At 66.0% G+C, this 17,616-nt stretch carries 1 protein-coding gene (only partly in view); it reads right to left on the bottom strand.

Going from position 1 to position 17,616, the window contains the following annotated elements:
* Positions 1-17,603 carry the 5' portion of an LPXTG cell wall anchor domain-containing protein gene (locus tag VJ923_RS03800; protein WP_326438722.1) on the bottom strand. It extends 10,840 nt beyond the left edge of the window, so 17,603 of the gene's 28,443 nt are visible here — the first part of the coding sequence; its start codon is at positions 17,601-17,603; its stop codon lies beyond the left edge, outside the window.
* Positions 17,604-17,616: the final 13 nt, after the last annotated feature.

The raw sequence follows: 17,616 nt of genomic DNA, 5'->3' as shown, positions 1-17,616 counted from the left end.
GTCTTCAGGTAGTTCTTGGGCGCGGCCAGCTCCACGCGGTAGGCGGCGAGGAAGTACTCGTCGGTGCCGCTGTTGGCGTCGAGCACGACCACGGCCGTGGGCAGGTTGTCGAAGACGTACTCGCCCTCGGCCACGTCCGCCAGATTGTAGCCGGCGGCCTCGTTCGCGTCGACCACGACCTTCTTGGCTTCTTTGGCCTTGTAGGTCTTCACGGCCACCACGCCCATCTTGTTGCGGGCGTCGGGGCGGTTCTCGCCGTTGGTGATCACCGGGACGCGCTGGACCTTGCCCTGGTCGGTCGGGCCGTTCGGATCCTTCACGATGACGGGCTTGGTGGTCACCCAGTCGGAACCGAAGCCGATGTTCTGCACCCAGGCGCCCTTCACGGCAAGGCTGCCCACCTTGGCGGACTTCACGTTGCCGTTCTCGTCCTTCTCCACCACGGCCTTGTCGTTCTCGGCCGCGACGACGTTCTTAGCCCCGTCGGCCGCGGGCACCCACTCGACCAAGCCGGCGTCATCGCTGGTGTCGATCTGGGTGAAGGCCGCGGAGTTTGCGGGCACGTAGTACCACTGGGTGGCGAGCACCGTCTCGCCGGCCAGACCCGGCTCGTCGGCGGCGCGCACGCCGTCGGGGGCCGTGTTGTCGTCGTTCTCGGTGTCGTCCCACACGATGCCCGTGATCTGGGAGGTGGGCACCTTGAACAAGCCGGTGTTCACATGCTCGCGCTTGGTTACCTGGTTGGCCACGTCGTAGCCCACGCCGTCCACCGTGTGAGTGTAGGGCGTGTTGGCGGCACGACTCGCCGAGTTGGCCGTCACGATGTAGCCGGTCTCGCTCGCGAAGGTGGCGTCGGACTGCTCGCCGGTCGCCTCGAACTGCGGATAGCTCGTGACGATGGGCGTCTCGTAGCCGTCCACCATCGCCGTGCGGTTCATGTCGCGCTTGGCGTCGGAGTCGGTGTTGGTGGCCTGGGTATTCGAGGAGTTCGCCTCACCGTTGTGGTACACGGTGAGCACGTGTCCCGCCGGCAGGCTCGGCTCGGTCACGCGGTAGGCGGCCATGGCCAGCATGTCGTCGGCAGCGCTATCGTCGCCGGCCGCCAGCGGGTTGCCGTTCTTGTCGAACTGCACGTAGGGCAGAAGGCCTGCGGTGTTGGCGTCGCCGAAGGCGAAGGCGCCGTTCGCGTCGGTCTTCATGGTGTAGAAGCCGGTGTAGGAGGTCTTAGCGGCGGTCGTACCGGTGGTCTCGTCGGTCTCGGTGGTGGGAACCACATCGCCGAAGGACGGGTTCTTGATCCAGGCGCCGCCGTCCACAACCTCGATGTCGTAGTACTTCTCGCCCTTGAACACAAGCGTGCTGCTCTCGCGCAGAGTCTGGCCCTTTTTGTTCACCTTGGGGTTGGCGGTGAACTCCACCCAGGTAATCTCGCGCTTCTCGCCGTTCTCGGTGACCTCCTTCTTGGATTCCTCGGCGGTGCCGGCCAGGTAGAACCATTGGGTGAGCTCCACGGTCTGGTCCGCGATGGCGTAGTCGCCGTCGGTGGCGGGCTTGCCGTCGGCGGTCGTGGCGCCCACCTCGTTGATGCCGTCGAAGTCGGCGTCGAACCACACGGTACCGGACACCTCGGTGGTGCCGAAGTAGCCAAAGCCGCCGGAGAGCTTGCTCTCGTCGCGGCCGGTGGCCATGTCGAAGGACACCGAGGCGCCGCCACGGGTCTGGTCCACCTTGTAGTTGTCGTCCTGGGTGTAGGTGGTGGTGTTGCCGGCCAGGATGATCATGCCGTCCAAGGTAGAGTTGGAGCTATTGGTCGGCGTCGTCTTGTCGTTGTCGAACATCTTGGGCGCCTGGCCGGTGTGGTGCTGCCAGCCGAGCGGATAGTTCGCATTGCTCGCCGCATAGGTGTCGATGGAGGTGTCGGTACCGGTGGTGGTGTCGCGCTTGACGTAGGTCACCGTGCCGTCCTCGGTCTTGGTCTCGAGCAGTTGGGTGCCGATGACCTGGGCCACGGACTGGTGCGTGTCGGCGTAGGCCTTGTTGTTGTTCACGTCGGCCAGATTGACCACCTTGCCGTCCTGGCCGAGGATGGGCTCCTCGATCTTGGTGACCGGCACGTTCAGCGTCTCGGGCGACTCGCCTGCGGTGGTGCCGCCGGCGACCTCCACCGTGTAGCCGGCCAGGTACTCGGTACCGCCCACGGCCACATACACCGGCAGGTTGTCGAAGCGGTAGTAGCCGGCATGCCAGCCGTCGCCGGCGCCCTCGGCGCTATCGGCCTTGGCAGCGAGGGTGCGCGTGGTGCGCACGGTGAGGTCTGCAGAATCGCCGTCCTTGGCCGCCTTGGCCGCAGCGGCCAGCACCACGGCGGCCTTGTCGGTCAGCGTGGTGACGGTGGTAGCCGGGTCGTCCTTGCCGAAGTCCTCGACGAGCACCCACGTACCGCCCTTGCCGGCGGTCTTGCTGTCGGTTGCGGGCACGAAGTACCACTGCTTCAGGATGACCTTCTTGCCCACCAGGCCGCGCTCGTTCTTCTTCAGAACCTCGGGGTCGTTCTCGCCCGTCTCGTCGAAGTCGTACACGCCGTTGTAGTTGGCATCGTGGAACAGGTAGCCCGCGATGAAGTGCTTCGGGATGTCCATGACGCCGGCGTCGTTGTTCACGCGGCTGGCGCCCTTGGCGAGGTCGTAGGTGAGCGTGGCCGCCATGGCGTCGGCCTTCTGGTAGGTAACAGTGCCGTCAGCGGCGGTCATCACCTTGGTATTGCTCTTCACCGGCATGCGGCCATAGCGGTCGATCTCATCCTGGTTCGGGTTCATGGAGTTGGCAGCCGCGAACAGGTTGGAAGGCTGCGAGGCCACGGACACCTTCGTGGCGGCCTTGTTGGTGGCCGCGTCGGTCATGTCCTTCTCGGAGCCGGCCACGTAGTCGTCGGAGTCGGCGACTTCGAGGAGCACGGTGTACTCGTTCTCCTCCATGAGGTAGCCGTCGGCGTAGTTCAGGTCGGAATCGACGGTGTAGTCGTCGCCCACGTGGATGTTGGCGGCCAGGATGTGGCGGCCGCGCAGGTCCTCGTCGGTGATGCGCACCTTGTAGCCGTAGATGATGACCTCGGCCACGCCGTCGCCGTTCACGTCGCGGCGATCGGAGCTCTTGAGGTTCTTGAACTCGTAGGTGCCGTCCACGCCGGCGACGGTTGTCGCCGTGTCCACGTTGGCGTAGGCCATGGGCTCATAAGACCACTTGCCCGTGGTGTCATCCTTCGTCCACTTCTTGGCCACAGCCGGGCGCATGGGAGAGCCCTTCGCCTGAACGCCGTCGTTGTAGTCGGTCGGATAGACATCGGCCCACTGCTCGTCCCACACCCACGTATCGGTGCCGGCGATGCTGTAGTAGCGCTCCAGCGACACCTGGATGTCGTTCACGCCGGGCTCGAGCTGGCTCACACCATTCTCGTCGGTGTAACTGCCCTGCTTACCGTCGTTGTTCATGTCCTTCCACACGCGGCCGGTAATGGTCTGGTAGGGCGGCAGTACCTCGCCCACGTCGCCACCGTGGTGCATGGCGGTGCCGTCGGGAAGCTCGAGCATCCAGTCGTACTTGGTGACGTCGTCTTTGCCCTGCCACATGTTGTTGTCGTTTTCCACGTTCTCGGTGGTGTTCTTGTTGCCCTCGCCGTCCTTCACCCAAGTGGACAGAATAATCTGGCCGTTGTTCTGGCGCTCGACAGGCTCGTTGTTGTTGTTGGTGTCCAGCTCGTCGTTCTGCTGGGACACGATGTAGCCGCCGGCGATGCCGGTCTGGGTGAGATCGGCCACATCGGAGTCGAGCTTGGAGGACTCCAGCGCCGTCTTGCCCTTGGCCGTGGCGCGGTAGCGCGTGAGCAGCCAGGTGTCGTCGGCAGAGCCCTCGACGCCGCCCTTGTTGGCCTCGGTCTTCTTGTCAACGGCCTCGGTCACGTTCATGGCCGGGATCTCCACGCGGTAGGCCGCCAGATAGAACTCGTCGTAGGTTTTGTTCTGCACCACGCAGACCGTGGGCAGCTTGTCGAAGAGGTACACGCCCTTATCGATGGTCTGGCCGCTGACCGCGGTGGCGCCGTCGTAGGTCTTCACCGATACGATGCCCGGCTCCATATCATCACTGGGCACGTTGTACCAAGAGTTAGACATGTAAGGATGGTGCACGCCGTCCTCGTCGGTGGAGGCGGTGTAGCGCTCCTTGCCGAACTGAGTGTTGCGGATCCACACGCCGCGCTCGATGGTGTCGGCAATACCATCAGCATCGGCAGGATCGTCGGCTTGGATACCGTTCGTCAGACCGAAGGAGTCGCGCACCAGGTCGGCGTGGTTCTCCACGAAGGACTTCCACTTGCTCGTGGGCACGTACATCCACTGGGACAGGCGCACTTCCTCGCCCTCGATGCCCTCCTCGCTCTCGTCCTGCAGGCCGTCGTAGTTCGCATCGTTCCAGACCTTGCCGGAGATGTTGGCCTTCAGAAGCTCCACGAGGCCCGCGTCGCCGCCGGTAACGGCGTTGTCGAAGTCCATGATGGTCTTCGTCTCGGCCGCATCGGCGCCCGGCTCGGTATGGGTCGCCTCGCGGGTCACCTTGTTGGCGGTGATGCGCGGCACGTCGTAGCGCTTGCCGTTGTAGAACACCTCGGTGGCCACATGAGCCGCACCGGAGGCCGCAGCAACATTGCCGGTCATCTGGTACTGGCCGCCGGCCGGCGTGTTGGCCGCACCGTTCTCGCCGTCGGTGATCTCGGCGGCCACAATGACGTAGCCGTCGTTGCGGGTCTCCACCACGCTTTGCTGGCTGTTGTCGTCCACCACGGTCACGCGGACGGGGGCGCCCTTACCGTCGTGCTCGCCGGCCACTTCCTCGAAGAGCTCCACGGTATTGCCGTCGCCCACGCGCATGGCATCGGAGTCGTTGGTAATGGTCAGACCGCGGGCGAGGTTGTCGTCATCGCCGAGCTGACCGGCTGTCTTGTCATCTTCGATAGCGCCCTGGCTCGGGAAGGTGAGCGCGTAGTCGGGCTCCGTCTCGTCCAGGGACACACGGTAGGCGGTCATGTAAATATGGTCGTTGCTGACCTGGGCGGCGAGCGTCGCCAGCGGGTCGGCGCCGCTGTCGACGACGTCCATGGTCACGCCGGTGCCCGTCTTGGACGTATCGTTGCCCTCGTTGTCGTCCTTGTCCTGGTCCTGGTTCTCGTTGTCGTCCTTGTCCTGGTCCTCGGTCTCGTCCTTATCCTGATCCTCGGTCTCGTCCTCGGCCACGGTGGCCGCACCACCCAGCGTGACCTCGCCCACGGGCAGGTTCACGTGCTTGCGGCCCGGGAAGTAGGGCTGCACGTCAGTGAGATTGGCGGCCTCCAGCGAGCCCAGGGCGTCCAGGTTCACGTAGCTTACCAGCTCCTCGAACAGGTACACGCCATCGGCGTTGGTCACCGCGCCCTCGAACCAGTCGGCGTCGTCCACCGCGATGCGGGTGTCCAGCTCGGCGGTCTTGGTGGTGGTGTTGCCCTCGGCATCGGTCACGGAAACCTTGGGCAGCGCGTCCACGTTGGTGCGGTAGCTGAAGCTCTTCGACTTGAACCAGGTGCCGTCGTTGCTCGTGGCATCGTCGTGCTCGAAGCCGGCGTTCACCAGGGCCTTATAGGTGTCGCGGGTCTTACCGGCATCGTTGCCGTTCTTGTCGACCAGCGTCACCTCGTAGGGCAGCGTGTCTCCGTTGGGCACGAAGAACCACTGGGCCACCTGGAGAGTCTCCCCTGCCACGGGCTTGTCGCCGGTCAGGCGGTCGTTGATGTCCTTGTCGCTGTAGAAGCCGTCGACGTTCTTGTCCTGGAACACCACGCCGGCGATCTTGCCGGTCTCGTAGGCGCCGAAGCCGCCGTCGAGGTTCTCCTCGTTGCGGCCGAGGTTCCAATCGAAGGCGACCTCGACGTTGTCGTCGCGGTTGGTCGTGGTGGCGGACACGACGGATTGGGCCGGGCTGTTCTGTTCGGCCACGCCAGCCAGCACGATCTTGCCGCCCATGGTGTGCTTGGTGTAGGTGAGCTTGTCGTCGCCCTCCGCACCGTTGTCGTAGGTATCCTGGGCCGTCTCGTCGTTCCAGGCCAGAGCGTAGTTGCCCGTGGCCTTGCCCGCGGCGTCCGTGGTGGCGGAGACCGTGGTGGAGATGGCCTGGGAGTTCAGGATGTCGCTGCCCGGCTTTTTGTCCTTCAGCAGCTGCTGCTTCAGCGTCGCCGGCAGGCCGGTCACGGCCTGGGACTCTTCGCCGGCGGCCACCGAATCGCTGTTCTTCACGTTGCCCAGCACCTCCACGGTGTAGCCGGCCAGGTACTCGCGGCCGAGCTGGGTGCCCTGGTGGGCCTCCACGTAGCGAGTGGGCAGCTTGTCGAACAGGTAGCGGCCGGCCACGGTGCCGTTCGCACCATCGGCCGTAGTCACCCAGATGCCGCCCTCGTGCTCGTCGTAGACGGAGCCGGGGATGGTGGTCGTGGTGGCCGGCTTGGTGTTGGTGGGCGCCGTGGCGCGCTGCTCGGCCTGGGTGTAGTTGTCGTTACCGAAGTTGACGTTCTGGACCCAGTGCCCATCGGTGGCGGGCACGTAGTCCTCGGTGCCCTGGGTGCCCTGGGCGGGCGTGCCGGGCACGTAGTACCACTGCTTCAGGATGACGCGCTTGCCGGCAAGGCCGGGCTCGTCCTCGTCCTGGATGCCGTTGTAGTCGGTGCCATCGACCTTGTTGAAGCCGTCGTTAGCATCGCGCCAGATGAGGCCGGAGATGCTCTGGAACAGCGGCATGCGCAGGCCGCCGTCGTTGTGCAGACGGTTGATACCCCAGGCCATGTCGTAGTGGCGGTTGGCACTCGTCACATCGGAGGTGCCGGCAGCGGCCGTATCCTCGCCGTTGTTCGGGTTCTTGGAGTTGGCGGCCCAGCGCTTGTTGGATGCCGGCGAGTTGTCGTCGGCCATCTGCAGCGGCACGTCGTACTCGTCGGCGCCCATGAGGTAGCCGTCGTTGAAGTTGAGGTCGGAGTCGTTCGCGTAGCTCGTGCCGTTAAAGTCGGTCACCTGCAGCTTGGCGGTGCCGTAGTAGCGATCCCACCAGCGCTGGTCGGTGACGCGCACCTTGTAGGCGTAGATGAGCTGCACGTCCTCGGTGACGGTCTTGCCGTTCACCTCGTGGGTGATGGTCACCCACTCCTGGGTCTTCAGGTTGTCGAAGGTGTAGACGCCGCCGGGCACGGCCGCGTCATCCTCGGTGGCCTCAGCAGCAACCGAGGTGGCCACGGTGCGCGGCAGACCGTCGGTATGAGCATCGCCGTCGCCGAGGCCCTTAGTCGGGTCATGGTCGTAAACCTCCCACTGGTCGGCGGTGGCCCACTCGGACTTGCCGGTCATGGTGATGCCGTTGATGGCCTCGTCGTCGCGGGTCCAGCCGTAGGTGCCGTTCTCGTCGGTGCCCACGATGGCGTAGTAGCGCTCGAGGGTGACCTCGATGCCTTCGGCCATGGTGTCGTCGCCGGTGCCGGCATCGGCGTCGGTGGCCTCGTCCAGAAGGCCGTTGTTGTTGTCGTCGAACCAGATGCGGCCGGAGATGGCCTCGACGGGAGCGCGGACCTCGCCCACATCGCCGCCGGCCACCGTGGTCTTGCCGTACTCGTCCACGGAGGCGGCCGGGGTGTCGGTGGCCGTGGCCGTCTTCATCCAGTCGTAGGCGCGGGCGCCCTCGGTGTCCATGGCCTGCTTCTGGGGCACGGTCACCACGGACTTGGCTCCACTGGTGGCGCCGCCGGTGATGAGGCTTTCGCCCATGGAGCGGGTGCCGGCGAGGATGACCTGGCCGTTGTTGTAGCGGCCGGTGGCCTTGCCGTTGGCGAAGCTGCCGATGACCTTGATACCGCCGGCAATACCGGTGTCGGTGACATCCAGCGCGTCGGAGTCGGTCAGACGGTTGTCGCCCTGGTAGTTGCGGGTGAGCAGCCACTGGTTGTCGGTGGCGTCATCGTTCTCGGTGTGTTCCACATCGGCCAGCTCGATACGATAGGCGGCCAGGAAGTACTGGTCGTTCTCGTTCACGTAGGCCGTGGGCAGGTTGGCGAAGTGGTACAGGCCGAGGATCTCGTCGCTGTCCTCCTCCTTCGTCTCGCCCTCGTTTTCGCCGGGCACCTTCACCTTGGTCATGCTGCCGGTGGTGGTGGCCAGAACGCCCGCGACGAGGTCGCCCTCGGCGATGACCGTGCCATCGGCGTTCTTACCGAGATGATACAGATTGCCCTTGGCATCCACGCGGTTGCCGGAGGCATCGGCGTAGACGTAGGCCAGCGGCGTCATGTCGTTGCCGTTGTAGACGATGGGCGTCAGTGCCTCAATGACTTTCTTGCTCTCGACAGTCTTCTCGTCGCCCGCCTTGGCCAGTACCTCGGCCCCAGCGGCCTGATAAGCGCCGTCGCGGTTGGAGGTGTAGCGGTCCAGGCCGAACTGCTTGTTCTGGAACCAGTGGCTGTTGTTGTCTGCCGGGTTGGTGTTGGCCGGATCGTAGTACCACTGGGTGATGAGCACGGCCTCGTTGGCCAGGCCCGGCTCGCCGTCGTTCTGGATGCCGTTGTAGGTATCCTGGGAATCGGAGCCCTTGGCGGCGTCGTCCCAGATGCGGCCGGTGATATCGGCGCGCGGCACGGACACGAGGCCCGCGTCGCCGCCGCGCTGGGTACCCATGGGATCGGGCACGTCGTAGAGCACCTGGCCCGTGGCACCGGAACCGTAGGTGCGCTGGTACTGGTGACCGTCGGATTCGCGGGCATGGTCGGAGACCAGCACGTAGCCGTCGGTGCGCCAGGCGGCGATGACGCCGTCGTAGAACTCTTCGCGCAGCTCGATCTGGCCGAGCTTATCACCGGTGCGGATGGCGTCGGAGTCGGCATCCTCGCGGCCATTGGTGCCGGTGGTGTCGCGCACGGGATCCGCGTTCGAGTCGTTCGCCACGTCAGCGCCCGGATGGTCGGCCGCCGTGGTCGTGGTGGAGAGCATGCCGTCGCTGTCGATGACGTCGGTCTCGATGTTCACGCCCACATGAGCGCGGGTCAGCGAGAAGCTCGGCGCCACCTCGGAGAGCACCAGGCGGTAGCTCACGATATAAAGCTTGTCGGTGTTCACGTTGTAGTCGTTCTCCACGGTGCCGTTGGGGCCCGTGAAGGTGGTGCCGTCGGCCAGCTTGGTGCCGGGCTGGTAGATGCCCGGGTTGGCGCCGTCCTGAGCGTAGACGAAGCTCGGCAGGCCCTCGAAGGCGTAGCTGCCGTCAGCGGCCGTGGTGGCCGTCAGGATGCCGGAGTAGGCTCCTGTGTCGAAGGTGCCGAAGCTGTCCACCTTCACCCAGGCGCCCACCACGGTATCGGCGTTCTTGCCGTCACCCTTGACCGGCTCCACCTTGGCGCCGGCGGGCACGACCTCGCCGTCGGCGGGCACGAAATGCGCTCCGTCGCCTTCGCCGCTCATGGAACCGGCGACGAAGTACCACTGAGTCAGCGTCAGGCTCTTGTCGGCCAGGCCGGCCTCGGCGCCGTCCATGATGCCGTCGAAGTTCACGTCCTGCCACACCTTGCCGGAGATGGTGGTGTAGCCGAACGGGCCGAAGCCGCCGTTCATGCGCTCCTCGTCGAGGCCCTCGGACAGATCGAAGCGCACGGTGACCTTGTCGTCGCCCTCGCCGCGCGTGAACTCGCGCAGGTACGCGCCGTGGGTGGCGCCGAAGGAGAAGCGGTCATCGCCCTCGACGGTGCTGTTGTCGTTCACATCCGCCTTGGCGGCCAGGATGATCTTGCCGTCCAGGGTGGACTTGGTGTAGGTGGCATCGCCGGCGGGCACCGTGGCACCGTTGTCATCGAGGGCCACCTGGGTGGTGTCCTCGTTCCAGCGCACCGGGTAGTTGCCCGCCTCGTAGGTGGCATCATCCTCGCCCACCGTGCGGAAGGCGTCGGAGTTGAGCTCGTCGGTGGCCACATCAAAGGAATAGGCCTCCTTGGCGTAGCCGTCCTGCTCGTTCTTGGTCGCTACCTGCTTGCGGGTGGCCGGCAGGCCGTGCATGGAGGTCTTATCGGCGGCGTTGCCCTCCACCTCGATGGTGTAGCCGGCGAGGTACTCGGTAGCGAACCCGTTGCCCTTGCGCTCGGCGATGTAGCGGCTCGGCAGGTTGTCGAACAGGTAGCGGCCGGCCTCGATGGTCTTGCTGCCCGCCTTCTGCTCGCCGTTGGAACTGAGCACCCACACGCCCTCGGCGCCTTCGAAGGTGGCGTTGTCGATGACGAACTGGCGCACGCTCACCGCGCCTGAGGCGGTCTGGTTGGCGGCGCGGGTGTAGTAGTCGTTGCCGAAGTTCACGTTCTGGTGCCAGCCGGCGGCGAGCGTCTCGGTAGCCAGGTTCTCGGGCACGTAGTACCACTGCTTCAGGTACACGCGCTTGCCCTCGAACACCGGCTCGGCCGCGACGGACTCGTTCACATCGGGGGTCTCCGAGTCGTCGGCCACGGCCTCGTCGTAGAGACCGTTGTAGTTGGCGTCGTTGAACAGCAGGCCGGAGAGCACGCTCTTGGCAGGCTCGCGCATGCCGGCGTCGTTGCCGTAGCGGTTGGCGCCCAGGCCCAGATCGTAGGTGAACACCGTGGTGTCGTCCGCCTTGGCGCTGATCTGGTAGCCGCGGGTGCCCTCGTAGTTGTCGGCCTTGTCGTAGAGCGGCGCGAGAGCGGCGCCGAAGCGGTCGGTCACCGCCACGGGCTTCTGGGCCGCCGCCCACAGCACGGACTCGTTAGCAGAGGCCGCATCCTTGGCCGCATCCTTGGCCGCATCCTCGGCGTAGCGGTCGATGTCGCTTTGAGTGGCGCTGCCGTTGGCCGGGCCCACCAGGTGGTTTGCGGCCGGGGTCTCCTCGGTGACCACGTTCAGCAGCACCGCGTACTCGCCGTCGGCCATGAGGTAGCCGCTGTCGTAGATAAGGTCGGAATCCACCGCGTAGTCGTTGCCCTGCTGGTAGCGGGTCACGCCCAGGCTGCGATCCCAGAGGGCGGGATCGATCACGCGGGCACGATAGCCGTACAGGACGATGGCATCAGCCGTCGACTCGTCAACGTCGGTCGTCTCCGGGTCGTCGGCCGCACCGGCCACGAAGCGGTGGCTCGGCAGGTCGGTGAAGGCGAAGGAGCCATCGGGGCCGGTGGCCGTCTGGCGGGAGGCGCCGTTGCCCAGGCCGGCAAGACCGGCCACGGGGTTGGCGTCGTAGGCATCCCAGGCAGCCTGGCTGGCCCAGGTGAGGTCGCGCTCCCAAGTGCCGTTGGTGGTCCAGATGCCGTTCTTGTTGCGGGTGGCGGTCACGCTGTAGCGCTCGAGCACGATGTCGATGCCCTCGATGCCCGCTTCATTGGTCTCGCGGATGCCGTCGTTGTCGCTATCGGACCACACCACGCCGGAGATGGACTGGCGCGGGGCGCGAACCTCGCCCACGTCGCCGGCCTCCACCGGGATCACATTGCCCTTGGCATCCTTCTGCGGATCGGCAATCCAGTCGTAGACCTCGGCACCGGTGCCCATGCCCTGGCCATCGGGCAGCTCCACGAAGGCGTTGCGGTTGGTGTGGGTGTAGACGCCCTTATCGTCCTTGGTGGTGTCGGCCACCTGGGCCAGGATGATCTGGCCGTTGTTGCTGCGGGTGGTGCGCACGGTGGCGGTGCCGTCCACAGCGGCGCCGTCGGAGGCAACGCCGGTGGTGTCAGCGGCCTCCACCTTGGCCTCATCGGCCACGCCCTCCACACGACCGGCGATGACCATGCCGCCGGCAACGCCGCGCAGAAGCTCGCTGGCCGCATCGGAGTCGTTCACGACCGACTCGGAGCCGTTGATCGCCTCGATCTGGGCCGTCAGCTGCAGCGCGTCCTTCTTGGCAGTCTCGTCCTTCTTCTTGGCGGTCTCGTTGTGGTGGTAGCGGGTGAGCATCCACTGGTTGTCGGAGCCGTCCACCGCGTTGCCCGCCGGCTCGCGGTAGAGCTCGGCCAGCTCGGCGCGATAGGACGCCAGGTAATAGGTGTCGTCGTCGGTGACGTAGACCGTGGGCAGGTTCTCCACGAGCCACTGACCGTCCTCGTTGGTCTGAACCTTGAGGGCGCCCGCCACGCCGTCGACGGCCTCAAGCGGCGTGTTGGCCGCCTCGGCGTTGCCGTCGTAGATGATGGGCTCAATGGCGGCGTCGGCATCGGTGCGGCTGTAGCGGTTCGACGTGTAGGTGTCGGCGCCGAACGACTCGTTGCGCACCCACTCCCACGTCGTCTCCTTCACCGTGGTGGCCGCATCGCCCTCGCCGGTGGTGACATCATGGGTCACGGGAGCCCAGTACCACTGGGTCAGGTAGATGGTCTGGTTGGCCAGACCCACCTCGTCCTTGTCCTGGACGCCGTTGTAGCCGGTGGCGTAGTTGTACACACCGTTCTCGTCGGCGATGCCCGTGTCGTCCCACACGCGGCCCGTGAGGCTCGTGCGCGGAATCTGCACGAGGCCGGCCTGGCCGCCGGACTGGGCGAACATCGGGCGCGGCACGTCGTAGCGCACGCCGTTGTAAATCTGCTCGTACTGGTAGCTGGCCGCGTCGGTGGCCTTGCCGGCGTTGTTGTAGCGGTTGGCATGAGAGCCGCGGGCGGCCACGATCACATAGCCGTCGGTGCGCCAGTAGCTGGCATTGGCCTTGTTCTCGTTCGCCTCGTCGCGCTTGTCCTGCTCGTACTTCTTATCGGTGTTGGTCTCGTACTCGTCGAAGGTGGCCTCGCCATCCCACGAATTGTCGAAGTACTCCTCCACGATCTGGATGACGCGGTCGCCCGAGGGGTTCGGACGGAAGGCGTCGGAGTCGGCCGCCTCGCCGGGCAGCGGGTTGCCGTTCTCGTCCTTGGCGGTGATGGTGGACAGGTCGCCCAGAGTCTTGTCGCCGATGTTCACGCCCACATGCAGGCTCGTCAGGGCATGGCTGGGCGCCACCTCCTGCATGGTGATGCGGTAGGCCGCCAGGTAGAGCTTGTCCAGGGCGATGGCGTTGGCCTCGCCGTTGTTGATGGTGTCGTTGGGCTGGATGACCGTAAGGTCGTTTGCCGCCTCGGTGCCCGGCGTGCCCTCTTCGCCGTCCTCGCCCGGAACCTCCGGGGTGGCGGCGGTGAAGTCACCGGCCAGGTACACGAAGCTCGGCAGCTGCTCGAACTTGTAGACGCCCGTGCCCTCTTCGGTGGTAGCCACCGGACGGGTGAAGCTGGAGCGGGACACGGCGTCCTCGCCGCCCATCTCCTCGGCGGTCTTGGCGTGAATCCATGCACCGTCCTCGGTGGCAGTCGGCTTGCCGTCCGCACCGCGGGTGATCACGTTGGCGCGCGCACCGGTCTTCTCGTCCACCACGAAGTGGTCGGAATCGGCCCTGAAGGCGTCGATGAGAGCCTTGTCGGTCACCCAGAACCACTGGGTGACGGCCAGCTTGTAGCCGGGCAGGACTTCCTCGGTGGCGTTCAGGATGCCGTCGAAGTTCCTATCGCGCCACACCTTGCCGGAGATGGTGGTGTAGCCGTACTCGCCGAAGCCGGCGTGCATGCGCACCTCGTCGCGGCCGCACGACCAGTCGTAGATGACGGTCTGGTCGACGGGCTTGCCGTCCTTATCGCGCGGGGCCACCTCGGCCGAGGCCGCGGAGCCGGCCAGCGGGTAGCCGTAGGCCGGCGCCTCGGGCGTCTCGGTCTCATCCTCGCCCTCGGAAGGCTCGGCGGGCTTCTCCGTCTTGGGCAGCTCGGCCAGGCGGGTCTCCTTCACGTAGTACTGGGGCTGGGTGCCGCGGGCCGCCGCGGAAGCGGCGTCGGTGCGGTTGCCGGCGGCGGGCTCGCGGGTAGCCTCGGCGTCGCCCTCGGCAGGCTGCGCCTCGGCACGGGCGGCCAGGATGATCTTGCCGTCCAGGGTGGCCTTGGTGGTCACGCCGTTGCCGTCCACGGTCTGCACCGTGAGCTCGTTCCAGCGCACCGGGTAGTTGCCGTCGGTGTAGTCGGCGAAGTTCTGCTCGTCAGAGCCCATCGCGGCCAGGGCGCTTACGGCCTTGGAGTTCTGGGCGTCGTCGCCATCGGCGGTCTGCAGCAAGGTGGCGGGCAGGCCGGGGATGGCCTCGCTGTTCTCGTCGTTCACCTCTCCGCCGAGCACCTCCACGGTGTAGCCGGCCAGATACTCCTCGGCCGGGGCGTTGGTGGTGCCCTCGACGGCCTCGGTGTCATCGGTGGCCTCGGTGCCGGGCACGCGGGCCTCCACATAGCGGGCGGGCAGGCGGTCGAAGAGGTAGTCGCCGGCGGTCTTCACCTGAACCTTGGTGGTGGCGCCGTCGGTCTCCTCGGTGCGGTACACGTCCTCATCGGTGATGACGTACAGGCCCACGCCCTCCACGTAGGTGGCGTTCGGGATGATGGTGGTAAGGCCGTCAGCGTAGGCCGGGTCGTCCACGGTGTCGACGACCTTGGTCTCAATGGCGTCAGCGCCCTCCCCTACGGTCTCGGTCTTGTAGGTGACGGAGCCCTCGGCGACGGTGTAGGCATCGTTGCCGAAGTTCGGGTTCAGCACCCACGCGCGGTTCTTGTAGTACCACTGCTTCAAAATGACGCGCTTGCCGGCATAGCCGATCTCGGTGCTGGAGATGGCCGGCGCCTGGGCCTCGCCCTTGTCCGCACCATCGCCCTCGAGCGGCTTGTTCGGCTTCTCGAGCTCGTTGGCCGTGGCCTTATGGGCCAGGGTGCCGTCGTAGTCGGCGTCGTGGAACACGCGGCCGGCGATCTTCTGCTGCACGGGCGCGCGCAGGCCGGCATCGTTGCCGAGGCGGTCGGCGCCGCGAGCGAGATCGTAGGTGAGCACCGGATGGAAGCTGCGGTCGGCCGCGTTCTGGTCGCCCTCGGCGGCCACGCCCATGCCGGCGGCCGCGGCCGTGATGGCAGCGGCGGCGTTGGTGGTGAGCACCGTGGCCGGCGCCGGCTCACCGTAGCGGGAATCCATGCCGTAGCGGTCGCCGCGCTCCACGGCGAGCTGGTAGTTGATATTCGGGTTGTCCGGGTTCAGGGACTTGCGCTTGTTGGCATCGGGGGTGGTGGCGCTCTCCACGTTCAAAAGCACGGTGTACTCCATGGAGTCGTCCGCACCAGCGGTGCCGCTCATGAGATAGCCGTCCGCATGGACCAAATCGGAGTCGCTCATCCAGTCGGTGGCCGTCTGCACGTAGGAGGCACCCTGCAGGTACTTGGCGGTACCCCAGTAGCGGTTCCACCAATCCGCATCGGTGACGCGCACACGGTAGCCGAACACCACGAGCTTCTCCGTGGCGCCCTCGGTGCCGTCGGGCACCACGTTGCCCGCCTCGTCGAAGGAAAGCCAGCCCTGGCTCTTCAGGTTGTCGAAGACGTAGGTGCCGTCGGCGGCCGACTCGGTGTTGTGGGTCGGCTTCTCGGCCTCCTCATCGTCGGGATCGGCGAAGGGCACGACCGCGCCGTAGGTGTCGTCGCCGGTAAGGCCCGCCGTCGGATCGTCGGCGTAGACGCCCTCGGCAGAGCCGGTGGCGGCAATCTCGCCCTGGTAGTCCAGGGTGTTCCAATCCTCAGACCAGGTCGGGTCGGCGCGCCAGGTGCCGGAGGCCACCGTGGCGTCCTCCACCGAGAGGCCCTCGGCCAGCGCGAAGTAGCGCTCCAGCGTCAGCTGGATGCCCTCCACCGGCTCGTCGACCACATCGGCGGCCTCACCGACGGCCAGGGTGCCGTTGATGCCGTCGTTGTCGACATCGTTGAACACCACGCCGGTGATCTTCTGGGTGGGCGGCTGAACCTCGCCGGCATCGCCGCCGTGAACCTCGCTGACCGGCTTCTTCGTCGTCGGGTCGATGACCACTTCCCCGTTCTCGTCCAGCTTCGGACGGTAGGTGAGGTAGTCGTAGGTCACGTAGTTGGCCGTGTTCACCTTCAGGTTCTCGCTGTTGGCGGTCGCGCTCTCGTTCCAGGTGCCCTCGATCATGTCGCTCACGGGCACGGTCACCTTGGAGGGCTGCACGTTCAGGGCGTCGGTGCGCTTGTCCACATAGGCGCCCTCGGTGTTGTCGGCCACGCCCGCCACCACGATGTGGCCGGAGTGGGCACGCAGGCCCTCGTGGGTCGTGCCGTCCATGGCGGTGACCTCGTCAGTGGCGGTGAACATCATGCCGCTGCCGGCGCCGATGGCGCTCTCCACGTCGGAGTCGATCTTGCTCGTATCCGCATCGCCGGCCACACCCGCATCGTTGCGCGCGGGCTGGTGGTAGCGGGTGAGCAGCCACTTCTCGTCGTCGGAGGTGGTGGTCTCATCGCCTTCGGCCTCGCGGGTGTAGCCCAGCTCCACGCGGTAGCTGGCCAGGTACTTCTCGCCCTTGTCGCCAGTGTAGGCGGCGGGCAGCTCGTCGAAGGAGTAGCGGCCGAGCGTGGAGGCGTCCACCACTTCCATGACCGTGTTGCCGAACTCATCGGTCTTGTAGACCGGGTTGCCGTAGCGGTCGGTCACCGGCTTGCCGTCGGCGTCCACCTCCTGCACCGGAGCATAGGTCATATCGGAGGTCTCAACCGCGATGACGCCGTTGACGCCGACCACCTGGCGCGAGCCGGTCGAGCGCGGGGCGCTCCACGCGTCGCGCTTGAAGGACCCGATGGCGTTGCCCGCATCGTCGCGGTCCACCACGGTCTCCTTCTTCCAGGTGCCGGTGAACTTGTCGGTACCGAAGTTCAGGTTGCGCACCCAGAAGCCCGAGCCGTCGGAGGCGAGCTCGTAATCGATACCGTAGACGCGCTCGACCTGCTGGGTGGTGGCCTTGTGGTCGCCCAGGTCGAAGTCGTTGTAGGTCATGTTGCCGTCTTCGTCGAGCACCGCGGCGGTGCCGAAGTCGATGCCGGCGTCGTGGGCGGCCTTCTTGATGTCGGCCTCCGTGGCGGTCTTCGGATCGAGCACCACAAGGCTGTCGTTGTTCTCCTTGATGACGCCGTTCTCGTCCTTCTCGGCATTGGCGTCCGGGATGGAGTCGTTCAGCGGCACGAAGTACCACTGGGTCAGATACAGCGTCTCGCCGGCGAGACCGGGCTCGCCGTCGTCCTGCAGGCCGTTGTAGGCGCGGTTGCGGGCGGCCACGTCTCCTGTGGTCTCGTCGGTCTCGTAGAACGAGTCGTCCCACACAAGGCCCGTGATGCTGGAGCGCGGAATCTTCACCAGGCCCGCATCCCAGTTGTACAGACGGGCCGCGTCGCCCATGTCATAGATGGTCGGGAACGCGTCTCCGTGCTGGTTGAACAGCAGCTTGCCGGCGCTGTAGTCGACCTCGGACTCGTACTCGGTCTTCTCATCCAGGTAGTGGCGGTAATCGGTCTTGTACTGGTTGTAGATGCCGTTCTCGCGGTCGTAGATGGCCTTGGCGACGTCGTACTTCTTCTTCGCGGGCTCGTAGATGCTCCACAGGGTGTCGTAGCGGTTCTTGAAGCCCTCGAACGTATCGATCTTGGTGTCGTTGCTCTGGACCCACTTGCCGTTGGTGAGCACGGCCGTGTCGGCG

Source organism: Adlercreutzia shanghongiae, assembly GCF_035830635.1.
GTDB classification, from domain to species: domain Bacteria; phylum Actinomycetota; class Coriobacteriia; order Coriobacteriales; family Eggerthellaceae; genus Adlercreutzia; species Adlercreutzia shanghongiae.
Note: the sequence above shows the minus strand (reverse complement) of the source record. Positions and strands in the feature narration are given on the sequence as shown.